This window comes from Sphingobium sp. DC-2 (genome assembly GCF_000722555.1).
GTDB lineage: Bacteria > Pseudomonadota > Alphaproteobacteria > Sphingomonadales > Sphingomonadaceae > Sphingobium > Sphingobium quisquiliarum.
The window spans coordinates 1-25,255 of sequence record NZ_JNAC01000150.1 but is presented as its reverse complement, the minus strand read 5'-3'; the positions used below and the strand labels follow the sequence as shown (position 1 = coordinate 25,255).

At 64.5% G+C, this 25,255-nt stretch carries 21 protein-coding genes, 2 pseudogenes and 1 other annotated feature; of the genes and pseudogenes, 6 read left to right on the top strand and 17 right to left on the bottom strand.

Going from position 1 to position 25,255, the window contains the following annotated elements:
• Positions 1-92 precede the first annotated feature (92 nt).
• Both ET21_RS0123305 and cueR read left to right on the top strand, forming a co-directional pair.
• Entirely contained in the window at positions 93-2,546 is a 2,454-nt protein-coding gene (locus ET21_RS0123305; protein ID WP_272945239.1) for a heavy metal translocating P-type ATPase, read from the top strand.
• 11 nt (positions 2,547-2,557) lie between these two features.
• On the top strand, positions 2,558-2,986 hold the full coding sequence (cueR, locus tag ET21_RS26245; protein WP_081856853.1) for a Cu(I)-responsive transcriptional regulator: 429 nt from the start codon (positions 2,558-2,560) through the stop codon (positions 2,984-2,986).
• 261 nt (positions 2,987-3,247) lie between these two features.
• Here cueR and ET21_RS0123295 read toward each other — a convergent pair whose 3' ends face one another.
• From ET21_RS0123295 to copC, 4 genes are all read right to left on the bottom strand, one after another.
• The gene (locus tag ET21_RS0123295; protein ID WP_237751660.1) at positions 3,248-5,470 is read right to left on the bottom strand and encodes a cytochrome c/FTR1 family iron permease; all 2,223 of its coding nucleotides are present in this window, start codon (positions 5,468-5,470) and stop codon (positions 3,248-3,250) included.
• Between the two features lie 264 nt (positions 5,471-5,734).
• Positions 5,735-8,419 (bottom strand): vitamin K epoxide reductase family protein, encoded by a 2,685-nt coding sequence (locus ET21_RS0123290; protein ID WP_037471820.1) that lies wholly within the window; start codon positions 8,417-8,419, stop codon positions 5,735-5,737.
• 249 nt (positions 8,420-8,668) lie between these two features.
• Positions 8,669-9,595, bottom strand: a complete 927-nt coding sequence (copD, locus tag ET21_RS0123285) for a copper homeostasis membrane protein CopD (protein ID WP_030541572.1) — start codon at positions 9,593-9,595, stop codon at positions 8,669-8,671.
• 4 nt (positions 9,596-9,599) lie between these two features.
• Positions 9,600-9,968, bottom strand: coding sequence for a copper homeostasis periplasmic binding protein CopC (gene copC / locus ET21_RS0123280; protein ID WP_030541571.1), 369 nt, complete (start codon positions 9,966-9,968; stop codon positions 9,600-9,602).
• A 223-nt stretch (positions 9,969-10,191) separates the two neighbouring features.
• Between copC and ET21_RS0123275 the strand changes: the two genes are divergently transcribed.
• Both ET21_RS0123275 and ET21_RS28855 read left to right on the top strand, forming a co-directional pair.
• Positions 10,192-11,175 (top strand): NAD(P)/FAD-dependent oxidoreductase, encoded by a 984-nt coding sequence (locus ET21_RS0123275; protein WP_223308235.1) that lies wholly within the window; start codon positions 10,192-10,194, stop codon positions 11,173-11,175.
• Between the two features lie 24 nt (positions 11,176-11,199).
• Positions 11,200-11,325 (top strand): annotated as a pseudogene (locus ET21_RS28855) (DUF305 domain-containing protein); the annotation flags it as partial.
• Between the two features lie 213 nt (positions 11,326-11,538).
• Here the strand turns inward: ET21_RS28855 and ET21_RS0123270 are convergent.
• The 8 genes from ET21_RS0123270 to ET21_RS0123235 all read right to left on the bottom strand — a co-directional run bounded on the left by ET21_RS0123270 (position 11,539) and on the right by ET21_RS0123235 (position 18,083).
• The gene (locus ET21_RS0123270; protein ID WP_030541569.1) at positions 11,539-12,075 is read right to left on the bottom strand and encodes a DUF2231 domain-containing protein; all 537 of its coding nucleotides are present in this window, start codon (positions 12,073-12,075) and stop codon (positions 11,539-11,541) included.
• 367 nt (positions 12,076-12,442) lie between these two features.
• Complete coding sequence (locus ET21_RS0123265; RefSeq protein WP_046407136.1) at positions 12,443-12,892, bottom strand: DUF411 domain-containing protein; 450 nt, start codon at positions 12,890-12,892, stop codon at positions 12,443-12,445.
• A gap of 61 nt (positions 12,893-12,953) precedes the next feature.
• Positions 12,954-13,337, bottom strand: a complete 384-nt coding sequence (locus ET21_RS0123260) for a DUF305 domain-containing protein (protein WP_030541567.1) — start codon at positions 13,335-13,337, stop codon at positions 12,954-12,956.
• Between the two features lie 47 nt (positions 13,338-13,384).
• Complete coding sequence (locus ET21_RS0123255; RefSeq protein WP_007407010.1) at positions 13,385-14,698, bottom strand: copper resistance protein B; 1,314 nt, start codon at positions 14,696-14,698, stop codon at positions 13,385-13,387.
• Positions 14,688-16,694 carry a copper resistance system multicopper oxidase gene (locus tag ET21_RS0123250; protein ID WP_030541566.1) on the bottom strand — a complete coding sequence of 669 codons (2,007 nt, stop codon included), beginning with the start codon at positions 16,692-16,694 and terminating at the stop codon, positions 14,688-14,690. Before ET21_RS0123250 ends, ET21_RS0123255 begins: the two co-directional genes overlap by 11 nt.
• A gap of 95 nt (positions 16,695-16,789) precedes the next feature.
• Positions 16,790-17,362: an RNA polymerase sigma factor gene (locus ET21_RS0123245; RefSeq protein ID WP_004212943.1), complete on the bottom strand. Its 573-nt coding sequence runs from the start codon at positions 17,360-17,362 to the stop codon at positions 16,790-16,792.
• Entirely contained in the window at positions 17,359-17,778 is a 420-nt protein-coding gene (locus tag ET21_RS0123240; protein WP_030541565.1) for a periplasmic heavy metal sensor, read from the bottom strand. The genes ET21_RS0123245 and ET21_RS0123240 overlap by 4 nt, the downstream gene beginning before the upstream one ends.
• Before the next feature lie 20 nt (positions 17,779-17,798).
• Complete coding sequence (locus ET21_RS0123235) at positions 17,799-18,083, bottom strand: hypothetical protein (protein WP_030541564.1); 285 nt, start codon at positions 18,081-18,083, stop codon at positions 17,799-17,801.
• Between the two features lie 254 nt (positions 18,084-18,337).
• Between ET21_RS0123235 and ET21_RS0123230 the strand changes: the two genes are divergently transcribed.
• Positions 18,338-19,762 carry a transposase gene (locus ET21_RS0123230; protein ID WP_004212896.1) on the top strand — a complete coding sequence of 475 codons (1,425 nt, stop codon included), beginning with the start codon at positions 18,338-18,340 and terminating at the stop codon, positions 19,760-19,762.
• Between the two features lie 6 nt (positions 19,763-19,768).
• Here ET21_RS0123230 and ET21_RS0123225 read toward each other — a convergent pair whose 3' ends face one another.
• The 5 genes from ET21_RS0123225 to ET21_RS0123205 form a co-directional block, all read right to left on the bottom strand.
• Positions 19,769-20,335: a recombinase family protein gene (locus ET21_RS0123225; protein ID WP_004212894.1), complete on the bottom strand. Its 567-nt coding sequence runs from the start codon at positions 20,333-20,335 to the stop codon at positions 19,769-19,771.
• A gap of 141 nt (positions 20,336-20,476) precedes the next feature.
• Entirely contained in the window at positions 20,477-20,710 is a 234-nt protein-coding gene (locus tag ET21_RS0123220) for a cold-shock protein (RefSeq protein WP_004213294.1), read from the bottom strand.
• A gap of 18 nt (positions 20,711-20,728) precedes the next feature.
• A complete protein-coding gene (locus tag ET21_RS0123215; protein WP_004213295.1) occupies positions 20,729-20,923 on the bottom strand; it encodes a TraR/DksA C4-type zinc finger protein in 195 nt (64 codons plus the stop codon).
• A gap of 154 nt (positions 20,924-21,077) precedes the next feature.
• Positions 21,078-21,920: a universal stress protein gene (locus ET21_RS0123210; RefSeq protein WP_004213296.1), complete on the bottom strand. Its 843-nt coding sequence runs from the start codon at positions 21,918-21,920 to the stop codon at positions 21,078-21,080.
• 11 nt (positions 21,921-21,931) lie between these two features.
• Complete coding sequence (locus ET21_RS0123205) at positions 21,932-23,416, bottom strand: SulP family inorganic anion transporter (protein ID WP_007684580.1); 1,485 nt, start codon at positions 23,414-23,416, stop codon at positions 21,932-21,934.
• Positions 23,417-23,503: 87 nt separating this feature from the next.
• Positions 23,504-23,558 (bottom strand) — a sequence feature (sul1 is cis-regulatory element that is thought to sense ions involved in sulfur or methionine metabolism; They are found in Alphaproteobacteria).
• 162 nt (positions 23,559-23,720) lie between these two features.
• Here ET21_RS0123205 and ET21_RS26240 point away from each other — a divergent pair.
• Positions 23,721-25,255: pseudogene (locus tag ET21_RS26240) on the top strand (Tn3 family transposase); the annotation flags it as partial.

Below are 25,255 nucleotides of genomic sequence, written 5' to 3'. Positions count from 1 at the left end.
ACACTGTGTCAGGGTCAAGAGGTGAATTTAGCTGTTGACCTTGACACAATGTGAGGGACCATAAGGCCATCGACTCAGTAGTGGAGACGACCATGAGCGCCCCGGCGCAGCTGCCAATGCAGACACAGGCGAGAAGCGAAGACAGGCTGTCGCTGGCCATCGATGGCATGACCTGCGCGACGTGTGTCGGGCGGGTGGAGCGCGCCATCGCCGGGGTGCCGGGCGTCGCCGGCGTCTCGGTCAATCTCGCGACGGAGCGCGCGAACGTCGAGTTCGTCGATGGACGATCCGATGTCGCTGCCGTAGCCGATGCGGTTCTTGCGGCGGGCTACACCCCGTTGACGCAAACGACCGAGTTGACGATCACGGGCATGACCTGCGCCTCATGTGTCGGCCGGGTCGAGAAGGCGCTGCTGAAAGTGCCCGGCGTCCGCTCCGCGAGTGTCAACCTGGCAGCCGAGACGGCGCGGATCGAAACGGTGGGTGGCGTCCCCACTTATGTCTTGGTCGAGGCCGTCGAAAGCGCTGGTTACACCGCATTCGCGCGCACCGGATCGGCGGAGGCGGAACGAAGCGCCGAGGACGCCCGCCGCGACGCAGCCGCAACAAGAGAGCTCCGCCACGTGCTGATCGCCGCGGCGCTGTCGCTGCCGCTGGTCGTTCCGATGCTGCTGGCCCCGTTCGGTATCGAGGTGGCGGTGCCGGGCTGGATCCAGCTGCTGCTCGCGACGCCCGTGCAGTTCTGGCTGGGCGCGCGCTTCTATCGCGCGGGTTGGAAGGCCGCGCGCGCCCGAACCGGCAACATGGACCTGTTGGTCGCGATCGGCACATCGGCCGCCTACGGGCTCAGCCTCTACCAGCTGCTGTTCGCGCCGATGCACGGCATGGATGCGCATTATTACTTCGAGGCTTCGGCCGTCGTCATCACCCTTATCCTGCTCGGCAAATGGCTCGAAGGCCGCGCCAAGCGTCAGACCGGAGAGGCGATCCACGCGCTGATGGCGCTGCGGCCCGACCAGGCTCGCGTTGTCGGCACCGACGGCAGCGAACGAGAGATTGCCCTGGCGGAGGTGCGCTCGGGTGACCGCGTCCGCGTCCGGCCCGGCGAGCGCATCCCCGTCGATGGACGACTGATCGAGGGAGCAACCCATGTCGATGAATCCATGCTCACCGGAGAGAGCCTTCCGGTCGCCAAGGCCGCTGGAGACCCAGTGACCGGCGGATCGATCAACGCGGACGGCCTCATCCTGGTCGAGACGACGGCGGTGGGGGCTGAGACCACCCTCGCTCGCATCGTGCGCCTTGTCGAAAGCGCGCAGGGCGCCAAGGCTCCGATCCAGCGGCTCGTCGACAAGGTCAGCGCCGTGTTCGTGCCAATCGTCCTCGTCATAGCCGCGCTTACCCTCGCCGGATGGCTGATCGCCGGCGCCGGAGTGGAAGTCGCGATCCTGAACGCGGTCGCGGTGCTCGTCATCGCCTGCCCGTGCGCGCTCGGCCTAGCCACTCCGACCGCGATCATGGCCGGTACGGGCGTTGCCGCGCGGGCCGGCGTGCTCATCAAGGATGCCGAGGCGCTGGAGACCGCGCACCGCATCAATGTCGTTGCGTTCGACAAGACCGGCACGCTGACCGAAGGCAAGCCCTCGCTGCTGGCCGGACTGCCCGCCGCCGGGGTCGAGCGCACCGATCTCATCGCGCTCGCCGCGGCGCTTCAGGCCGGAAGCGAGCATCCGCTCGCACGGGCCGTCATGGCGTGGGCCAGCTCGGAAGGCGTCGAACCCGCCCGCGCCAGCGGGATGCGCGGCCTGCCCGGCCGCGGGGTTGCTGCAGACGTCAACGGCCGCGACCTGATCCTCGGCAGCACGCGCTTGATGGAGGACGAAGCTATCGCACTGACGCCGCTGGCCACCGAGGCGGCCAGGCTGGAAGCCGAGGGACGGACGGTCTCCTGGGTTGCGGAGCGCGCGCCCGAACGCCGCCTCCTCGGCCTGCTGGCGTTCGGCGACGAGGTGAAGGCTTCCGCCGCGGCCGCCGTGGCGGCGCTGCATGGCCGCGGCATACGCAGCGTGATGCTGACCGGAGACAATGCGGGAAGCGCCCGCGCAGCGGCGGCCAAGCTCGGCATCGACGATTTCGTCGCCAATGTCCTGCCGGAAGGAAAGTCGGATGCGGTAGCGGCATTGCGGGGCGGGGACCGCACGGTCGCGATGGTCGGGGACGGCGTCAACGACGCCCCTGCCCTCGCTGCAGCAGATGTCGGCATCGCCATGTCAACCGGAACAGACGTTGCGATGCACGCAGCGGGCATCACGCTGATGCGGGGCGATCCGCGCCTGGTCGCGGACGCGATCGACATCTCCAAACGGACATATTCCAAGATCCGCCAGGGGCTGTTCTGGGCGTTCATCTACAACCTGGTCGGCATCCCGCTGGCAGCGTTCGGGTATCTAAGCCCGGTGATCGCCGGCGCGGCGATGGCGCTGTCGAGTGTCAGCGTCGCTGCCAATGCGCTGACGCTTCGCCGTTGGCGTCCGACAGCGGCTTGAGGAGACAATACGTGAATATAGGACAAGCTGCCAAAGCTTCGGGCGTCAGCCAGCGGATGATCCGCCATTATGAGGCGATCGGCCTCATCCCCAAGGCCACGCGGCGTGATTCCGGCTACCGCGACTATGACGAACGCGAGGTGCACATGCTGCGTTTCATCCGACGCGCGCGCGATCTCGGCTTCCCAATTTCGGAGATCGGCCAGCTCGTTGCGCTGTGGCAGGACGGCGATCGGGCGAGTGGTGAGGTCAAGGCCCTCGCGCTTGCACGAGCCGCGGAGATGGAGCGCAAGGAGCACGAGCTCCGAGCGATGCGCAAGTCGCTCGAAGATCTGGCGCGTCGCTGCGCGGGCGGAGATCGGCCAGATTACCCTATCCTGGACGATCTTGCGGTCGGAGTTCAACATGTTACTCTCCGTTGTGCGCAAGAAAAGGGTTGACCTTGGACGATGGTCCGAGCCGTAAGGACGGTGAAGTCCAAACCGCGGCGAGGGAAAGCGCCAAGAACCGCGTATATACAAGGGGAGGGGGGCGCATATGGAAGGAAAGACAATGCATCAGATCGATCCCGAGATGAAGGCGTGCATGGACGCCTGCCATGAATGCCACATCACCTGCCTTCACATGGCGATGAATCACTGCCTGGAGGCGGGCGGGCGACACGCCGAGCCGCAGCACATGAAGCTGATGCTGGACTGTGCTCAGATTTGCAGTGTCGCGATCGACTTCATGGCGCGCAAGTCCGAGCACCACCGGCATATCTGCCGCGAGTGCGCCGAGATTTGCCGGGCGTGCGCGTCGAGCTGCGAAGGGCTGGACGGCATGGAGGATTGCGTCGCCGCGTGTCGCAAGTGCGCCGACGCTTGCGACAAGATGGCCGCGTAAATGGCCCGAGGGCGGCGCTTTCCCCGCCGCCCTCCCGTTACATTGCGAGCCAAGGCGCGTGAGACGGTGCGATGCACGGTCAGGGTTGGCAGCAACGCTTTAGAGAGGGGCGTCACCTGCCCTGCCGCTAGGCTAGCGGCGCGGCGGTTCCAGGCGAACCCGATCATGATCGCGGCAAGCATCAGGAGTTGTGCCAGCACCGACTGAAATGTCGGGAACAGGCCCAACATCGAGATACGTGGCACGCTGGCGAGCGGCGCTATGTCGATGATCCCCGCCTCTTGGAGAGCAGCGACTCCCTTACCGGCCAGCACGACCGTCAGAGCGGCCATCAGCCATGAGCTGTAGCGGAAGAACTGCGTAATCGGCAGCGTCCGGCTGTAGCGGAGCATTGCCCAGGCGATGACGGCGAGAAGGCTGATCGCTGCGCCGGCCCCGGCCAGCAGCATCGCGGTGTTCCCCTGTGTCGAGAGCGCGGCGTAGAAAAGGATCGTCTCGAATACCTCCCGATAGACAACCAGGAATGCGAGCCCGAACAGGAACCATCCCGACCCGCCCGATAGCGCCCGTGACATTTTCTCGCGGATATAGCGTTGCCATTGATCAGCTTGTGCCTTGCCGTGCATCCAGATTCCGACCGAGAGCAGGACCACGGCCGCGAACAGCGAGCCGAACCCTTCCGTCAGTTCCCGGCTCGCGCCGCTTATACCGATCGCATAGGTGGCAACCGCCCAGGTAATCCCGCCGGCGACGAGCGCGCCGACCCAGCCACCATGCACATAGCGCATGGCTTCCGGCCGCTCCGCTTTGCGGAGGAACGCAATCATGGCCACCACGATCAAGAGAGCTTCCAGCCCTTCGCGCAGCAGGATCGTGAAGGCTCCCAAGAAGGTGGACGCCTGCGTCGCGGCGTCGGGCGCGAGCGCGGCCTCGGCATCATCGAACAGGCCGCCCAGCACTGCCACTCGTTCGGTCACGTCATCGGCTGACGTGCTGCTCTCCACAGCGGCGCGATATTCTCCCATCGCGCCTTCGATCCGGGACATGAGGTTCGGGTCGCGCGCCGAGAGCGTCGGTTCGATCGGCTCGAACCCGTCGAGGTAGGCGGACAGCGCCAGTTCCTTTGCAGCGCGCCGGTCGCCGCGCTGGAACGCGGCGAGGCTTTGCGCAAGCTTGGCGCGCGCCACGGCGAGCGGGCTTGGGGCTTGTTGCATCACCTGATCGGGGTGGCGACGCAGATAGGCGAGCACCGCGTCGGCTTTCACCTGCCCGATGCTGCCCGCAAGCGCGGCGGGGGTGAGCGCGACCAGGGTTTTCAGGTCGGGAATTCGTGCCCGCAAGCTCGCGTCCGACTTCCACAGCCGCTCACCCTCGACCGCTTGTGCGTCGGTGGAGGCGAAGCTGCCGGAGCGGAACGCGAGCGCCCAGCGCTGATCGCTAGACAGATCGACGAAGCTCTGCATCGCGGTTCCGTCGATGCCTTGGCTTATCACCTGATAGAGCGCGAACACGCTGCGCTGGCGCGCCCGTTCGGCGTCGGTGAACGCGATCGGCGGCGGGTCGAGTCTGGCAGCGTCAGGCCCATGTCCGTCGCCGGTGAGGCCGTGGCAGGACGAGCAGCTTTGGACGTATAGCCTTGTTCCCATGGCGGGGTCGGGTGCCTTGGCGGGAGCGAGCGGCACCGGATAGGCCTTGAGCAGATCGGCGGCGAGGCCATGCGCGAGTGTCGCGACCTCTCGGGACGATCCCTTGCGGCCGATCACGGCTTCGAGCTGCGAAGCGCTTTGGATTAGAGATTGCCGCTCAGGCGTCGCGGGAAGTGCGCGGAGGCGCGTCGACACCCCAGCGGCGAACTCCGTCATCTCCGCGTATTCGGACGCGCTTATGACCGCGCCGTTGGCGACCGCACCGCCATAATCGACCGCCATATAGTCGAGCAGACGCCAAGCAGTTTGAACATCGCGGGTATCGGCCATCGCCGCAGCGGGGATCAACAGCAGCATAAGCGACGCGACCAGCGCGACCAGAGGTGACGGCATATGGGTGATCGATTCCAAGCTTCACTCGTCGCGGACTATGCGAACAACTCTCATTAGCAGTATTGGGCAGCGTGCGCGACCACCAATGGCAGGATGATGAACATCGCCGCCGGAGAGCTGGCGGGCGATCGTCTCCGGCGACAAGATCGTGACCGCGAACCCGGAGACGATCGGGGGGGTAGAAAAGCGGCAGCGAAGGCGCGTGACGGTGTGCGATGCACGATCAAGGTTTTCGATGAGGCTAAGCAGTGATTGAAGATACTTTCAGATCACGTACTTGTCCCAGCTTGCATAATGCTCGGCGCTGCGCTTTCCCCTTGGAAAGCTGAGGCCGACGAGCGCAATGCCGGCTACGACCGAGGCCACGGCCCCAAGGTGACCAACGCCGTCGAGGAGGAAAGGCGCGGCCACAAGCCAGGCTCCGAACGCGACGTTGATCAGCCGCAGCGCGCGGGCAACTTCTGCGGTGGCGATGATCGCGACCGTGATGACCAGCGCACCCACAACGTGATCGCTGTTCGCCATACCGCCTTCCGTGCCGAACAGTATTCGGGTCAGCATCAGCAGGACGCCGATGACGATGCTCGCAGTCAGCGTCCATGGCAGGGTCAGTCCCTTCTTTGCGTCCGCCCAGAAGGTGCTTGGCGAGGCCATCGCGTCCGACGCGTCCACCGCTCCCGCCTCTATCGCGTCACCCTGGAAGAAGGTGCGGATCAGCGGTTTGCCTTGCCGGCGCGCCCAGAGAAGGAACTGACCCATCGCAATCACCTCGTCGAGCGCGAAGGGGATCATGATCAGCATGGCGAGCGCGGCGATCAGCGCCAGCGTGCTCCATGTGCCGATGACGATGGGCTGACTGATGATGAAATAGATGCTGATGACGCCGAGCGGGATGACAAGGATGCCGAAGAAGGTCACCATCCACGGCATGGTCCGCCAGCGGTCGCGGGTGCCCATTACCGCCATCAGGATCTCGAGGACATAGCTGACCGTGCCGAGCCCACCATCGGGAATCGGCCAGGCCTTGGACATGTCCGAGGTGATGATCTCCTCGGTGCCGTTGCGTGGATCGCTCAGGGAGCCGGCGAAAAACGGCTCCCAAACGCCGTCAATATGCCCCAGTTGGTAGGCGGTGAGGATGCGCGAGGTGAGAAGGCCGATCAGACCCATGGCGACGATCGGCAGCCGCTGTGCGTCGGTGGATGGCGAATAGGTCCAGCCGGGCGGGATGTTCTTGGGGTCCATCATGCCCGCCATGCTCATGCCCGGCATCATCGGCACGAGCACCGACAGGGCGATCACGGCCGAGCCGATGAGCAGGTTGTTGTTGTACTGAGCGGCGCTCGGGCTCCAGAAGATCAGCGGGGCGAAGAACAGCCAGATGCCGACGAACGCGACCGCCCACTGCGCCCATGTCTTGGTGCGCGGAACGAGCGACAGCGCGCCGAACAGCACGATGGCGAGGCCGCTGACGACATCGCTGATGGCCAGCGCGTTCGCCCGCCACTCGATCGACGGCAGCCCGCGATCAATAGTTACGAAGCGCGCCGCCTCGCCGACACTGTGAGTGGTCACGGAGTCGTAGATAAGCGGGCTGGAGGCGAGCCACAGCCCAAGACCGATGTTTGCGTAAAGAGCCCAGCGCGCACGGCGCTCGTCGCGGTCCATTATGGCCATGTGATCGCCGTGTGCACCGTGACCGGTCATCGCCATGTCCGCCGCGCCAGGTCGGTGCCCCATGGCAGCATGGTCCATGCTGCTATGGTCCGCAGCCCCGTGATCCATGTCGGCCATTCCACCGCCTGCCGCTGCGGGTTGTTGGCCCGGCGCTACAGGTTCGGCCTTTAGCTTATCGTGCCAGGCAACCAGATTCTCGTTAAGCTTGTTGTTCCGATACCAGGCCCGCGGGTGGCGCTTCAGCGCGGCGACGATCGTCGGCAGCGTGTCCCGGAGGCGATGCTTCGGTTCCCAACCGAGCAGCAAGCGGGCGCGTGAAATATCGAGGATATAGTGGTCGTTGCTGCTGTCGATCATCCAGGGCTGGATGAAGTCGTCGCTGCCGAGCGCTTCGTTCTGCAGGATGATCCCGGCTTTCGCGAGCGGCTGCGGAATCCGGATCGTCTTCCAGCCCTCGCCGTGGAGCGCCTCGCCGACGATGTCCTGGATCTCGGCATAGCCGGGTGCGTCGGGCTCGCCGATGAGCAGCGGCAGTTCTGACGGCAGTTCGTGCCGCCGATCGACCAGACGCAGCACGGCGTCAGCCAAGTCGTCGCGGTGCACCGATGACTGCGCCGCACACAGCATGCCGGGATAAAAATGCGAAATCAGGCGGTGCTCGTAAATCTGCGATATCTGCTGCGCGAGAAAAGCCGAGCGTCCGTCGTCGTCGTAAACTCCGGCGGCGCGCATATAAACGACGGGGATGTTTCCGTGGCGCTCATGCAGCAATGTCTCGGCGTCGACCTTGGACTGCGGATAGGCCCAGGACGCGCCGATCGGCGAGTCCTCGTTGATGCGCTCGTCGGGTGTGGGGGTCGGCTTATGAACGAGCATCGTGCTGGCGAAGACGAATTGTCCGACTTCGAACGATTGCAGCCCGTCAATCAGCCGGCGGGTGCCCTGCACGGTGACCTTGTCGTAGAGCGGATTGGGGTCACCCGTGATATCATAATAGGCGGCGAGGTGGATCACCGAGGCGATGCGGTTGCCGTACCGTGCGCGCACCTCGTCAAGCGCAACTCGGACCGCTTCGTCTGACCCGAGGTCTATGTCGATCGCCGCCGCGGGCGGCGGTGGGTCGGGAGGGCCGGCGCGATCAAGGCCGACGACCGTGTAGCGCTCGCCGAGCTGGGCAATCAGCGCTGCGGCGATAAAACCGCTCGCACCCGTGATGAGGACGACTTCGCCACCCTGGCCGCTGCCGGCTTCACTGCGTTTGCCATCGGTCATGACTTTGCCACCCTTGTTCATTCATCTCTGAAAACACTGACAGGCCCACCCGGACCAACCCTCTCGCACGCCCAGCTTTGCAGCGCGACGCGGCCTTCCCGCAAGCGCCTGTGGGCGACTTAGGGCGTCGGAAACGTAAGCTCAGTCCAAGCGGGGGGTGTCTTGGGAGGCGAGGGTTAAGCCGCGTAAGTGGGTAAAAGAAGGTGGAAGGCCTGAGCGGCGCTTGCGTGGACGGTTGGTCCATAGCGCTTACATGCCCGACGCGGGTGGCGCGAGGGTGCCTAGCCATGCCACGAGCGCCAGGATGCCGATCACGCAGGCTGTCTCGACCGCAAGGCTGACCCGCAGCGCCGTAAGCGCCCCGCCATGGTCGTTCATGGCAATCGAGCGCTCGAAGGCCGGCGTGAGGCGGAACCGATTGAGCGAAGCGAGCCCCAGCATCGCTGCGAACAAAACCAGCTTGGCGAGCAGCAGCAGGCCGTAGAGCGTCGTCCCCAAGGCCGCGAAATTGGCTGGCCCGACGAGCAGCCAACTATTGATCAAACCAGTTACCACCAGGGTAACAACAACGAGCGTACCAACGGAGCCAAACCCGTGCAGGGCGCGATGGGTCAGCCGAAGGTGCGCAGCATCGATCTCCTCGGCGCGGCGCGCCATCAGGAGAAGCAATCCGAACAGCGCCCCGACCCACAAACCGGCGGCAAGGAGATGGAGGATGTCCGCACCGAGGTGAAGCCATCCGGTGCTTCCCTCGTCCATGGCGCCGTGCCCGTTCCACGCGAGTGTCGCCAATGCCGCGGCGGCGGCAATCATGGCGATAGCCAGCCACGATGCTCTGCCTCGCGCCAGCAGGGCTGCACCGACGGCGATGACCAGCGCCACCATACGCACCTTCCAGGCGGTGCCAACCGGTGGCCCCCCGAGCAGCGCGGCCACCGCTGCCTGGTCGATCGGCCAGAATGCAGAACCGGCCATCGCCGAGGCCATAAGGATCAGGCCAACGGCTGAGAGCAGCAACCCGAGCGCTGCGCTTGCCGTGAGCCAAGGCCGCAGCGCGATGGCATCATCGCGCTCGCCAAGACGAAGACCATAGAGGCTGAAGGCCGACAGGCCGAACAGCGCCGCCAGGACCAGGTATAACGCCAAGCGGATGGCGACGGTCGGCCAGTCGAGCATTCGCTCACTTCACCGTGAAGTTGTAGCTGCCGGTGATTTTGTGTGTATCGCTAGAGACGACCTGCCAGCCGACGCTGTAGCGCCCACGCGGGAGGCGCTGCTTCGGGGTGATGGTGAGCGTCCGGCCATCGGCGCCGACTGCGGCGCTGCTGGGCATTTTCATGGCCGCCATGCCCGGCATCGCTGCCATGGTAAGGTCGGCCTTGGAGAAAGCCGGCACGAGTTTCTCGCTGAACTGAAGGCTGATCTTCTCGGGGGTCGCGACGGCCGCGTTGGCGGCGGGGCTGGAGGACACCAGCTTCGGGTGCGCGTTCGCCACGCCGCCTGCGAAGAATAAGGCCGCGGCGGCAGTCGTGATGAACAAGCGACGCATCAGGGTAATCTCCATTTCGATTGGGTTCACCTGTATTACGCAGCCGGGCGGGTCACCCCTCACGATCTTTTTCGTGCCGACGCACCGCTCTCGATGAGGGGCCGGCGGTGGCGGCGCGTATTCAGAAGGGAGCATGGGGCGCTTTTCACCGCGTCTCCTCTCGAGACGAACTGTGGCCGCGGGCCTGGACGGGCGCATGCGCGGGGTAATGATGAGGTTGCGATTGACCGATCAAGGCTGGACGGGCGACCCCGAGGAGGTCATCGACTGTCTGATTGTGGGCGGCGGTCCAGCGGGCCTCATGACCGCGATCTATCTGTCGCGGTTTCTCAGGAGCTGCGTCGTCTATGACGCGGCGGCAGGGCGCGTCGCCTCCATCCCGCACTCGCGCAACCTGCCAGGATTTCCCGGAGGCATTTCCGGCGTCGCGTTTCTTGCGCGATTGCAGGCTCAGCTGCGCGAATATGGCGGTACGGTCCAGAGCGGTGAGATCGACGCAATTGTCGCCTTAGGCGACCACTTCTCGGCAACCTGCGAACTGAACATCTTGCGCGCGCGGACCGTTGTCCTCGCGACCGGTGTCCTCAACCGGCGTCCCGAGATGCCCGATGCGATGCATGACATCGGCGTGGCGCGTGGGCTTCTCCGCTATTGTCCGATCTGCGATGGTTATGAGGCCCGGCGGATGAACGTGGCGGTGCTCGGCGGCAGTGGTCATGGCGCTGAAGAAGCTGAATTCCTGAGGGCTTATGGGGCCAAGGTCACGCTTCTGGCTGAGCGCTCGCTCGATCTCGGGCCGACCGAACTTGCCAAGCTGAACCAGCAGGGCATCGATGTCGCCCCCTCGCCTGTCGAGCAGCTGCGTCTTGGCGACTGTGTCGAGGTGCGGTTGGCCAATGGCCTGGAGCTGCAATTCGACACGCTTTACCCTGCGCTCGGCTCGTCGCCTCGGACGCGGCTTGCCACTTTGCTGGGCGCGAAGCTCAGCAAATTAGGGTGCGTGCTGACCGATGCCCACCAACAAACCTCGGTTGATGGCGTGTACGCAGTCGGCGACGTAGTAGAAGGGCTCGATCAGATCAGCGTCGCAGCCGGGCAAGCGGCAATCGCTGCGACTGCAATCCATAATCTGTTGCGCGACCGCGACAGCGGATTGTGGTCCGCCATCGCCGGGCTGTATCCCGCTCGGAGCGTACCGCCGACGTAGTGGGAGCCACTGGCGGTGCACCGAGCGAAAGCCGCCAACAAAGCGCTGATCGCCGGCTCGCTTGTCATCTTCTTCGGCTGCTTCGCGCTTATTCGTATCCACACGACGATCGGCGACACGGCCCTCCTCCGTTCGATGATCCCGCACCACGATCCCGAGGCTTGCGCGGGAGTGCATCGAGACAGTGTGCTATTACCAGCGTCGGGGGTTGCTCGACACGCCCTAGCGGGGCCGGGCTCGCCGGCGGCATCCGACGGCTATGCTTGAAAAGGCCTACGGCACGAAGGTCGGCGCTGCCGCATTTCGTCGCATTCTCCTTCGCAGCGCGCCAACACGCGACCGGCTACTAAGCGTCGGGGCCCCTCAGAACGCCAAGTGGTTTATTCCGCCGTGCATGAAGGTTCCGCCGAGGAACCCCTGGATTGAGATCGCGAGTGTCATCAGGCCAAGCACCGCCCAGTACAACGACCGCGACCGCTCGGGACCCTTGCGGTGGCGCGCTGCCATCCAAGCCAGCGCGACGCCGAAGACCGCGATCGATGTCCCGAGCCAGCGATGCGTCATCAGGATAGGGTTGCGGTCGGTCAGGTAGAACCCGCCTGCGAACCAGCCCAGGAACGCCGCCACGATCGCTCCCAGCGCGCCGACGACCAGCATTATGTGTGCGACATGCTGATAATCCCGGTTGCGGCGCCACAACCCGAACAGCTCCACCCCGAACGCACCGATGAACAGGGCGATGGGAAAATGAATGACCATGGTATGCACCCGCCCCAGCCAGCTCACAAGCCGTTCGCCGAAAGTCTTGTTCTTGTTGGCGGTCTCCTCGTGCATGCCGCCCATGTCCATGTCGTCGCCGGCGATGTCGCGGCCGCCCATGTTCATGTCCACGGTCGACATAGAGCCCATGCCCATGTGGCCGTCGCCAGCGTCCGCCCCATCTGCTTTCTGCGTCTCGGCTGCGCTGCTAGCGGCCGGCCCGGGACCGGCCCCGAGCGCATCGTGATCTTCGTGCGCCGATGCCGACGTGCTTACTGAGATTGCAACCGCAAGGAGTAGAGCGAAAGCCCCGCCTCGTTTACCGCCCATCACCCAACCCCTTGAACCGTGTTGTTTCAATCCAGTTTACGCACGCCGCGCCTTCTTCCCTCACCTGCCCAGCTTCCTTTGTGAAACTTTCCGTCTGCTCTTCAAGACGGACTGGACGCCACAGCTACGCTGGCTGCGGCGACCGCGTCATGCCACTCCGCCAAAAAACATCGGCCGATCAGCTGCCGTGGCGGGCGAACAGGCGGCGGCCGCTGGGACCAAAGGCGACCACGTCATAGGCTTGCGCCTTGACGCCCGGCACTTCCATTCCTGGCGAGCCGAACGGCATGCCGCCGACCGCGAGGCCTCGCACGCCCTTGGGCCGGGTCGAAAGAGCCCGCTTCATGTCGGCGATCGGCACGTGGCCCTCGAAAGCGATGCCATCGGCGATTGCGGTGTGGCAGGACGAGACGTCCGCGGGAACGCCCGCGCGCTTCTGCAGCGCCGGGCGGTTGGGATCATCGACGACGCGCACCTGACGGCCGAGCTGCTGCTGCACCTGCGCCGCCCACTTGGCGCAACAGCCGCAGCCGGGGTCGCGGTGCATAACGATCGGGGTAGCCGCGCTGGCGGCAACCGGAACCAACAAGGCTGCGGCAGTAAGCGCAAATCGCAACGCTGACTTCATGGAAAAATCTCCTTGATCGTTCCTCCCGTCTCCTCGCTGGGGGCGGGAGGAACGAGGCTTATTACTGAGGACGCTTGCCCATCGACCGGAGCATCGCCTGGAGTTCACCGATGCTCTTGTTCTGCTCGGCAATCGATTTCTGGGCCATTTGCCGGGTCTTCGCATCGGGCGACTCCCGGAGAACGATCTGCGACATGGCGATCGCACCGCGGTGATGCTCGATCATCTTGCGGACCCACGTCTCGCTCGCATTAGCGCCCTTGGCCTTCATCATCTTTTCGTGCATCGCCATTTCGGCGGGCATGAAAGGCGTGTTCATGCCAGGCATGTTGTCGTGGTTCATGCCTTGCATTTTCGAATGGTCCATGCCCTGCATCTGCTGCTGAGCCAAAGCGGGGCTCGCCGACGTCGCGGCCAGAGCCAGAAGTGTTACTGTCTTGAACATCGACTTCTCCTTCTTGACCTCAGCCAACCCGACAAGACTAGTCGGCCTCAAAACCATGTGCGAATGCCCAGAACGAGGCTGGTGGATATCGCATCCTCGCCATCCTCGCGTGCAAAACGAGCAGAACGGCCCACTCTGCGCTCGTACGAAACACCTATATAGGGGGCGAACTCTCGCTTCACCTCGTAGCGCAGCCGCAAGCCAAGCTCGATATCCGACAAGCCCGAACCGATCCGGTCTGCCGGAACGTCCTGCGCCGCAAACTCAGCTTCGACACGAGGCTGGAGAATCAGCCGCTGGGTGATGCGCTGATCGTAATAGCCTTCAACGCGGCCCAGCACGTCTCCCTTGCTAGACAAGAACAGTGCGCCCTCGACATCGAAGAAACCCGGAGCCAGGCTCTCAAAACCGACTGTCGCGTAAACACGCGAGGGATTAGGCTTGAAGTCGTACCGGATCCCTGCCTGAAAATCGGTATAGGGTCCGATTGCCCGTGCGTAGAGCGCCTGCAGCTCCGCCCTTTCCAAGCTTCTCCCAAAGTTCCCTTCGCCCTCGGTTTTAAGAACCAGACGATTAACGTCGCCACCGTACCAGGCGCTGCCATCCCAACGATAAGCATCGCGACCATCCCGGATCTGGACTTCAGCCAGGTTGAATATGACCTGCGAGAAATTCTGCCCGCCGTGCATCGACCGCAGATGCTGCTGCGAATGCGCCATGGCAGCGGCAGAGTAGACCTGGTCCGCGGCACGATCCGTCGGAATGGGGGGCGGCGGAGCGGTGCCGGCCTGCAGGTTGGTGCCGATCATCGCCGCGCCCGTGCCTGAGGGCATGCTTCCCATGTCGTGTCCCGGCATGCCTTGCATCGCGCCCGAACTCTGGCCCATTCCCGGCATCGATCCATGGTCCATGCCTTGCCTGGTGCTTGGCTGGCCGGAGGCGGCACCGCCGGAGGCACTTGGCATGGCCGACATGTCGTGCGCGGTATTGGGGTTGGGGTTGGCTCCAGGCGTATTCATGCCCGGCATGGTCGTCATGTCATGACCGGCGTGAGGATCGGCAACGATCGTTGCAGGGGCCGGAGGCTTGGCGGGCTGATTCGCAGCGGGCTTGGCCCCCGATCCCGTTTTCGCGGGCGGTGTCGATCTAGCGGCGGGCTTTGGGGACGCTTTGCGCGCGACGGGCTTGGTCGCTGCGGGCTTCTTGGCGGCCGGCTTTTTAGCGGCCGGCTTTTTCACCGCTGGCGTATTTGACGGCGGCATCTTCATGCCCGGCATATTGGAATGGTCCATCTGCGCGGCCACCGGACTTGCGAGGCCAAGTGCCGCGCCGCCAGCGATCAAGAGGAACTTAGGCTGCATCGCGGTTCTCCTCGCCCATCGGGCGAACCGTCACGACACGCATCATCCCCGCGGTCATGTGATAAAGATTGTGGCAGTGGAACGCCCAGTCGCCGGGCGCATCGGCCGTTACGTCGAATGTCATCTTACCGCCGGGCGCCACATTCACCGTGTGCTTGCGAGGCGCGAAGTCGCCATGTCCGGTCACCAGCTCGAAGAAGTGGCCGTGCAAATGAATTGGGTGCGGCATCATCGTGTCATTGACCAGGGTGACGCGCGCGCGCTCGTCCTTGCGGAACGGGATGGGGTCGGCAGGGTCGCTCATCTTCTGGCCGTCAAAGCCCCACATGTAGCGCTCCATATTGCCCGTCAGGTGGATCTCCAACTGACGCGACGGGGCGCGAACGTCCGGGTTGCGGTCGAGCGCGACAAGATCGCGATAAGTGAGCACGCGATGATCCGCGTCCTCCAGCCCCTGCGGCGGCTCGCCCGTGCGGTCCTTCGGCATCGGCGAGATGGTCTGCACTCCCGGCCCCATCTTGACGCCGGGCGCGTTCTTGGGGTTGCGCATGTTCATGTCCATGCTGCCGCCTGACCCATGATCCATCCCGGCCATGCCGCCGCTGCTCATCTGACCATGGTCCATGCCCGCCATCCCGGCAGCGCCCGCCGCCATTTGGCTATGGTCCATCCCTGGCATAGCGCCGCTCATCTGGTCGCCCCCCATCCCAGCCATGCCGGCCATCGCAGCGCCTACCGCCTTCGTTCCGTGATCGGTGGGCTCTTTCCACCCGGTGAGCTTCCACAGGTTGCGCGAGGCATTCTGCATCAACGTGGGATCCGGCCCGCGCTTTGCGACCGGGTTCTCGTCCGCCATACCGGACATCCCCTCCATCCCGCTCATGTCCATGCCCATGTCGGTCATGGTCAGCAACGTGCGCGGGCGGAGCGGCGGGACCGGGGCGATCATGCCCTCGCGCGGGGCCAGTGTCGCGCGCCCCATGCCGGATCGGTCGATCGCCTCGGAAACGAAGCTGTAGGCGCGGTCCTCGGGCGTCACGATCACGTCGAAGGTTTCCGCGACGCCGATCTGGAATTCGTCCACGGTTACCGGCCGGACGTTCTGGCCGTCGGCCTGCACCACCGTCATCGGCAAGTCAGGGATGCGCACGTTGAAGTTGGTTTGCGCCGCAGCATTGACGATGCGCAGCCGAACCCGCTCGCCCGGTCGGAAGAGGCCCGTCCAGTTGTCGTAAGGGCCAAAGCCATTGACGAGGAAGGTGTAGGTCGACCCCGTAACATCCGCAATATCGGCCGGGTCCATGCGCATCTTGCCCCATTCCATCCGATCCTTGAGGCGCATCTCGCGGCCGGCGAGCAGCCCGCTCAGCGTCGGGCGCTGATAGTTGAAATAGGCGCCGCCCATCTGCTTGAGCTTGCGGAAAATTTCCTCGCCCGTCATTTCGCTATGGTCGGAGAGGACGATCACATGCTCGCGGTCGAACGCGATCGGGTCGGCACCGGCCGGATCAATCACGATGGGTCCGTAGAGCCCTGCCTGCTCCTGTTCGCCCGAATGGCTGTGATACCAGTAGGTGCCCGACTGCAAGATCGGGAATTCGTATACGAAGGTCGAACGCGCCTTGATGCCAGGGAAGCTGATGCCGGGCACGCCGTCCATTTGGAACGGCAGAATGAGCCCGTGCCAGTGAATCGAGCTATCCTCGTCGAGATTGTTGGTCACTGCGAGACGGACGTTCTGGCCCTCCTGGAGGCGGACGAGCGGTGCGGGCACGGTGCCGTTGACGCCGATTGCCGGCGTCGTGATCCCGTCCATGACGAGCTTCATCCTGTCGATCGTCAGCGCGATGTTTGTGCCCGACACGGTCGGCAGGGGCCTGGCGATGCCGCGCGACACAGGTTGCGCCCAAGCCGGCAGGTAGGCCGACATGGCCAGCGTGCCGCCAAGCATGGCGGTTCCGCGCATTACGTCGCGCCGGTTTAGATTGCGGCTCATGCCTTTCCTTCGCTCCAGTTCAATGCTTGCGGCCGGCGGCGGGGGGGGGGGGCCGCCGACCTTATCTTTCATTACGCGCAAATAGGCCCATCCCCTCACGCGAAGTCGAGAATTTTCGATAATCTTTCACGCGCACGCCGGAGCCGCGTCTCCACGGCCTTTCCGCTGATCCCCAGCGCGGCGGCGGTTTCCGCCTGGGACAAGCCCTCCACGGTCCGCAGCAAAAGCGTCTCCTTGAGCGTGGCCGGCAGCTCGGACACCGCGCGCGAAAGCCGCGCAAGCTCTGCGCGATCGAAGGTGATGGCGTCGGCACCCGGCGCCTCGTCCCGCTCACTCTCCATGGTGTCGGGCGGCAGCGAAGAGGCGAACGATAGTATCTGGCGTATGCGCCGCCGCCTGTGCCAGTCGCGGCTCTTGTTGATCGCCACGCGGGTCAGCCACGCAGCGAGCGGCCGATCTCCGTCATACTTTCGCAAGTTCTGAAAGGCGGCCACGAAGCATTCCTGAGTGAGGTCAAGCGCCTCTTCGGCGTCGCCGATATGCGAGCGGATCAGGCGGTAGACCGGTCTTTGGTGCCGCCGCATGATCTCAGCGAACGCAGCCTGACGTCCGGCGAGCGTCAAGGCGGCGAGTTCGCCGTCCGTGCAGGCCGCGAGATCAAGGCTCACCGCGCGTCTGCGGTCAGCGCCTTCACCACCGCGCGGTCAAACGTCCTCGCCTGGTCGGGCCGCAGGATCTGCCGCATCGCGAACATATGGTTCAACGTCTCCTTCTGGAGCTCACCCATCGCGCCGTGCGAACGATCGACGGCGGCCGCGACCTGCGGCCCGTTACCATGTTCGGCCTCGATGGCGGCGGCGAGCCGGGCGTTGTCGGCTCTGAGTTCCAGCTCCAAGGCACGCCTTCGAACGGTGAAGTGAGACTCCAGCATCTGGAGCTTGGTCTGTTGAGCTTCGTCCAGCTCGAGCCCGTCGTGGAGCAAGCTGTGAAGCTCAACGCCCGGGCTTGGCGGGGAGGGGAATAACTCACGTCCAGCCCACACGCCTGCGACCGCCGCCACGAACGCGACGATGGCGATCAGCATCGTCCTCCGGGCGCCGCTCGTCACTGGAACGCGAGTAAGGTCGAAGGCGCTAACGGCATGGCAGGCCCGAAGGGTGTTAGCGTCGGCACCTGCGCAGTCGTCGCTGCGGACGACAATCCGCCGCCCACCACTCCCAAGGCGACTGCGCCTAGCGCTGCCAGCATGCCGGATCGCAGCGTAACTCCGCCGCCCGCGCGCCGCTCCGCCGCGATCAACCGCATGACATCGCCTTCCAGTTCAGCAAGCCGTGGATGAAGCGGTTGCTCGGCAAGGCGGCGCAACGCGCTGTCTAAATTCATGTCCATGTTCATTCCTCCGCCGTCCTCACATCCATTACGCACGGCCGGTGAACACCCCTCGAGTCCGAAGCGAGCGAATGTCACACACCCCCCGGACGCGGCTGCGCACTCTTCCATTGCGTCCAATCGCTCGCAGCTCGCTAGACAGGCCGGGCACACGCGTCCCGCTGTTCGAATTCCCTGGGGCTGTTGAAAAAGGCCGGGTGAGCCGATCGCGTTCCTAACGGGTTCCCTGCTTCGACACATCGGGAGCAGCGGCCATGATGGGTGAGCAACAGCGAGGCGGCAAGGGCGCAAGTTGGCGGGCGCTAGGAGCGATGATCCCCGCCGATCACATCCTACGCAGGATAGACGGACTGATCGACCTGGGTGAACTGCGCGATGCGCTCGCGCCGCATTATAGTCGCCGTGGGCGTCCCTCGATAGCGCCTGAATTGCTGGTCCGCATGGCGCTTATCGCTCGCCTCTATGGCATCACGTCGGAACGCCGGCTGTGCGAGGAAGTCCGCTTCAATCTCGCTTATCGCTGGTTCTGCCGATTGCCGCCCGACGCGCGGGTGCCGCACCACTCGACGTTTAGCAAGAACCGGCATGGCCGCTTCCGCGATGCCGGCATCTTCCGCATCCTGTTCGAGCAGACTGTTCGGCGCTGCGCCGACGCGCGGCTGATCGCCCACAAGGATGCCGCAATCGACGCATCGTTTGTCGCGGCCGACGCAAGCTGGCAGCGCAAGATGCGGGACGCCGACATAGCCGCGCCCCGGCTTCCCCGCCCGGTTTGCGAATGGCTGGCGGATCAGGCCAATGCTCCACCGCAGGAACATGGCGTGCCGCGTGGCAAGCCGGCCGAGGTGTCACGCACCGATCCGGCGTCGGCTTGGTCTGCGCGCACGGCGCGGGGCCGGTTCGGCTATGCCCTGAATATCCTGATCGACACGCCGGGAGGGGTGACGATCGACGTGGAGGCCAGTCCCGCCCGCTTCGCGGCGGAAGTCGATGCGGGGCGGACCATGCTGGCACGGGCCGATGATCGGTTCGGCTACCGGCCAAAGCGCGTCGCGGCTGACACCGCCTACGGCAGCGCCGCGTTCCTGGCGTTTGTCACCGATCGCGGCACCATCCCGCATATCCCGGTGCTGGAACGATCCGAACAGACCAAGGGCAAATTCCCCCGCGAAGCCTTCCGCTATGAACGGGAGCAGGACCGCTATGTCTGTCCTGCTGGCAAGATACTGCCCTTTCGTGGTGCCGATCGTCGGGCGGGCTTTCTCCGATACAGCGCCAGTCCCTCCGACTGCCGCGCCTGTCACCTCAAACGGAAATGCACCGCAGGCAGCAACAGGTCGGTGACGCACAGCGAACATGAGGACGTGCGCGAGCTGGTGCGCGGCGAGATGCAGACGCCCCTATTCAAGCGGTCGATGCGACTGCGTCGGGGCGTCGAGCGGGTGTTTGCCGATGCCAAGGGTAAGCGGGGGCTAACCCGTTTGCACCTTCGCGGCCTGCGCGGTGCCGAGGAAGAGTTTCTGTTGGGCGCGGCCATTGCCAATCTCGTACTGCTGGCCCGCCCCGCCGCACGACCGGCACGGACCCGCCGCCCGCCCCCGGTGCCGGAACGGATCGATCACATGGCCCGGATCAGCCGGGGCCGGTTCGAGCAATCTTACTACGCGACGATCTTCTGACACCAATTAGCCAGGTTCGCGCTCGGCCGCAGGGAAGTGGCGATAGAAGGTGGAACGGCCGACCTGTAGCAGCTTCGCGACCTTCGCTGGTTTATCGCCGGCCTTGAGCAGCTTGCGGGCGGTATCGAGCATGTCGGGCGTCATGACGGACTTGCGGCCCCCGCCCGTGCCGCCCTTGGCCCGTGCCGCTGCCAAACCAGCAATCGTCCGTTCCTTTATCAGTTCTCGCTCCATCTCCGCGACGGAAGCGAGGATATGGAACAGCAGCCGGCCCGATGGGGTGGCCGTGTCGAACCCGTCCGTCAGGGATCGGAAATCAATCTTGCGAGCGGACAGGTCCGCCGCCAGTTCGATCAGGCCCCCAATCGAACGGCCAAGGCGATCGAGCTTCCATATCACCAGCGTATCGCCCGCCCGCACGAAATTGAGAGCTTCGGTCAGGCCGGGACGGTTCAGCTTCGCGCCGCTCACCTTGTCGGTGAACAGCTTTTCACAGCCAGCCTTGGTCAGCGCATCGGTTTGTAGCGTCAGGTCCTGATCGGAAGTCGAGACACGCGCATAACCAACCAGCATGAGTCCCGTTATCCCATCTCAAACAGCGAATTTCGGGACTTATATTTCGGGAACATATTTTGGGAAAGCCCCAGCGGGGATAGGGCGTGTTTTTGTGCCGGTGCCGGTCTTCCCGTTGGAGGTTCGTTTTTGGGAAACTGCTTATCGTCCGGGCGGGGGCGGTTCGTCGAACAGCATTTCCAGATCATCGGCCTCAAACCCGCCCTTGGGGCGCTCGACGAGCGTGAAGCGCCATCGCTGCCCGCGCCGTAGCTCAGTGAACCCGGCGCGCTCCGCCGCTCGGACGTGGACAAAGACCTTGGGCTGCTTGTCGTCACGAGAGATGAAGCCCCAGGCCCCACCACGGTCGAGGTATTTGATCGTTCCGGTCGGCATGATGCCTTCCTTTCGGGCCTAGCCCTCCTTGGCGCAGGCGAGGCACATCGTCGTCGCGGGCGCACGATCGAGGCGCTTGGCCTCGATTTCCTCACCACAGCGGACGCACCAGCCATAATCGCCGCTGTCGATCCGCATCAGTGCGGCGTCGATGCGGCTACATTCGGCTTGCCGGTGCCGCTGCGCCGCCAGTGCCATTGCCTGCACCTGCATGGCGTCGATCCGCGACAGGCGGCCGACGCTTTCCTGATCGAGCGTGACCGGGGCGCGCGTTTCCTCGGCCGCCGCATCATCGGCGACGAGCTGATCGCGAAGCGCCAGCAGTTGCCGACGCCGCGCATCAAGGTCCGGCGCGTCCCCGGCTATGTCAGCGTACCAACAGTACCGGGGCGCGAACGGTGCGGATCATCGTTGTCGTCGTGCTGCCGACGATCAGGGTGCGAAGCGGCGAGTGTCCATAGGCACCCATCACCAGCATCGCGCCGGGATGCGCCGCCATATGATCGCCGATCACCGCATCGACCTTGCCGTCACGCAGGACGGTTTCGGAACAGGCGGGCAGCGTTGCTGCCGCTGCGCCGAGCTGGTCGCGGTGTTTGCCATCATCCGGCCCCGCCATGACGAGGTGTACTGGCAAACCACCGAACAGCGGCGAGGTAGCGACATGACGGACAGCGCGGCAGGCGGCGGGGCTGTTGTCGAAGGCGATCACCACCGCGTCAGGTGCCTTGGCTTCGCGTGAGGCGATCAGCACCGGCTTGTCGCTGGCACGCACGACCCGTTCGACCTTGGAGCCGATATGGTCGGTCGCGAACTCGCCCGACGCGCCGCGCTTGCCGATGATGACCAATGCAGCATCGGCTTCACGCTCGACGATCGTCTCCACGATCCCTCCATGCAGGTGCATCGACGCGACCGTGATGCCCTGCTCCTTCAAGCGAGTGCCGCCTGCGTCCAGCAGGATGCGCCCTTCCTCGATGGCAAGACGCCCCGCCGCTTCCTCGATGCGGGTCAGCTCTTCCAGCAGCTCGCTTTTGACACCGAGGCCGATCGCGCCGCTATGATCGTTGCGCGATGCCACGGCATCCTTGCGCTGGACGACGTGCAGCAGCTCGACATCGGCCCCGAGCCGGGTAGCGGCCCAGGCCGCCAGATCGACGACGCTGGTCGCGTAGGTGGATGCGTCGATACAGGCCAATATGCGGTTCATAAGCCCTCTCCTCAGTGGGCGCCGAGCGCTGCTTCGGCGCCGGGCTTGTCATGGACGGCGAAGCGATCGACCATCGTCGCGCTCGCCTGATTGAGGCCGATGACCTCGACATGGGTGCCTTCGCGGCGGAACTTGAGGATCGCCTTGTCGAGGCTCCCCACCGCCGAAATGTCCCAGAAGTGCGCGGCGGTCAGGTCGATGACCACATTGTCCAGCACCTCCTTGAAGTCGAAGGCGTCGGCGAACCGCTCGGACGAGGCGAAGAACACCTGACCCGAGACGCGGTAGGTCCGCGTCCTGCCATCCGCGCTCAGCTCGGATGCCACGTCGAACAGGCGCTTGACCTTGCTGGCGAAGAACAGACCGGACAGGATCACGCCTGCGACCACGCCTTGCGCCAGATCGTGCGTCGAGACGACAACCAGCACCGTCACCAGCATGACAACCGACGACTGCCACGGATGGCTCTTGAGGTTCCTGATCGATCCCCAGGAGAAGGTGCCGATCGACACCATAATCATCACCGCGACCAGCGCCGGCATCGGAATGCGGGCGACCAGCGGCCCCAGTACGACGATCAGGAACAGCAGGAACGCGCCCGACACAAAGGTGGAAAGGCGGGTGGAGCCGCCCGACTTCACGTTGATGACCGACTGCCCGATCATGGCGCAGCCGCCCATCCCGCCGAGGAAGCCGGTCAGAAAATTGGCGATACCCTGCCCCTTCATCTCGCGGCGCTTGTTCGATGGCGTGTCGGTCAGATCATCGACGATCTGCGCGGTCATCATCGATTCCAGCAGGCCAACCGCCGCCATCGTCAGCGAATAGGGGAAAATGATGCGCAGCGTTTCCAGCGTGAACGGCACCTGTGGGATGCCGAACGCTGGCAGCGACGAGGGCAGCTTGCCCATATCGCCCACCGTGTTGACCTTGATGCCGGCATAGATCGAGACGATCGTCAGGATCACGATCGCGACCAGCGGCGACGGGATCGCCTTGGTCAGACGCGGGAACAGGTAGATGATCGCCAGGCCCGCCGCGACCATCGCGTAGGTTTCCCACCCGACGTTCGTTAGCTGGGGAAGCTGCGCGATGAAGATTAGGATCGCGAGCGCGTTGACGAAGCCGGTGATGACCGAGCGTGACACATACTGCATCAGCAGGTCGAGCTTCAGGAAGCCGGCGACGCCCTGGATCAGTCCCATGAGGATGGTGGCGGCAAAGAGGTACTGGACGCCGTGATCGCGGATCAGCGGCAGGACAAGAACCGCAATGGCGGCGGTTGCGGCCGAAATCATGCCGGGGCGTCCGCCCACGAGCGAGATGATGACGGCGATGGAGAAGGAGGCAAACAGCCCGACGCTTGGATCGACGCCGGCAATGATCGAGAAGCCGATGGCCTCCGGGATCAGCGCGAGCGCGACGACGATACCCGCAAGCACGTCGGCGCGCGGGTTCGAGAGCCATTCGCGTCGAAGCGAAGTAGCAAATGTCATGTAGAAACCTGATCGCAATAGCGAGGGGCGCACGCCGTCAGACGCGTTCAATCAACGATACTCGGAAGCGAGGCCCAAATTCGCTAAGGTTATCCCGGGGATAGGCGCCGGGCCGAGCCACCCGAATCAATCCGGGTCCGTCGAAGGCCTCTAGATAGTCACTGATCGGACCATATTGCAACTGCGAACATCAGCAGCCTGCATTCCCATAATACCATCCCATGCGAGACGGGATCGCTATGCGTTGGGGTGTCATTCCGCCCCCAACCGGACCCGGCCACCAGCGGCGCATTTTCAACAGCCCCGCTCCTTTTCGGGGCGGGGCGCACGGGATTTGCGCGAATGGATCGCTCGGGAAGCCGAGGCGGCGACATCGAATGAGGATCTTGCCCGTCGCTTCGTTGCGGAGTGTCGCCGCACCCGCACGATCCTTCCCGGCTCCTCGACGATCGAGCGCCTTTGCGCCGATGCGCTGGTTGAGGCCGAGCGCCGGATCGAGGATCTTATCGCCCATCGCATCACGCCAACCCTGAGCGAGAATTTGGCCCACCTGTTGGAGGATACGGTGGATGGTCGCGTCACGCGCTTCGTATGGCTGCGACAGTTCGAGGTTGGCGCAAATTCAGCAGCCGCTAACCGGCTGATGGATCGACTGGAATATCTTCAAAGGTTCGATCTTCCGGCGGATTTGCTGGACGGCGTGCCGGCGCATCGTGTGACCCGGCTTCGCCGGCAGGGCGAGCGCTATTACGCCGACGGCATGCGTGATCTGCCCGAAGACAGGCGGCTTGCGATCCTCGCTGTCTGCACCCTGGAATGGCGGTCATCGCTGGCCGATGTCATCGTGGAGACCCACGATCGCATCGTAGGCCGTCTCTATCGGGCCTCCGAACGCCTTTGCAACACCAGGATCGCCGACGAAAAGGCGGCCGTTCGGGACACGCTGAAGTCCTTTGCCGAAATCGGTGGTGCTTTGCTTGGAGCGCAGGACGATGGCACGGCCCTGGACGGGATAATCGCCACCGGGCCTGGCTGGGAACGGTTCAGAACCCTTGTCGCCACGGCCTCCGCGCTGACCAACGTGCTCGCGGCCGACCCGCTCAGCCGTGTGCTGGACGGCTATCACCGTTTCCGCCTCTACGCGCCCAGGATGCTGCGCCTGCTCGACATGCAGGCGGCGCCGATCGCCACGCCTCTTCTGGCGGCCGTTGCGATGCTGCGTAACGGGATCAAGGTCGATCCGCCGGTGGATTTTCTACGTCCCAACTCGCGACCGGATCGGCCTGATGAACGTGTTGCTGGCGGAAGGCGTCAATCTCGGTTTGCGCAAGATGGCGGCGGCGACCAACACGCACAGCTTCTGGGAATTGCTGCGGATCGCGCGCTGGCATGTCGAAGGCAGCGCCTATGATCGGGCGCTCGCCATGATCGTGGAGGCCCACGCCGCCCTGCCCATGGCCGCCTTCTGGGGACAAGGGCAATCGGCATCCAGCGACGGGCAGTTCTTCCTTGCTACCGAGCAGGGCGAGGCGATGAATCTGATCAACGCGAAATATGGCAACGTCCCGGGCCTCAAGGGATACAGCCATGTGTCCGATCAATATGCGCCGTTCGCAACCCAGGTGATCCCGGCAACGGTCAGCGAGGCTCCCTATATCCTGGACGGGCTGCTCATGAATGACGCGGGCCGCCGCGTTCGCCAGCATTTTGCCGACACGGGCGGCTTCACCGATCATGTGTTCGCCGCCTGCGCCTTGCTCGGCTACAGGTTCGCCCCCCGTATCCGCGATCTCCCTCAGAAAAGACTCTATGCCTTCACGCCCAACGCGACGCCGGCCA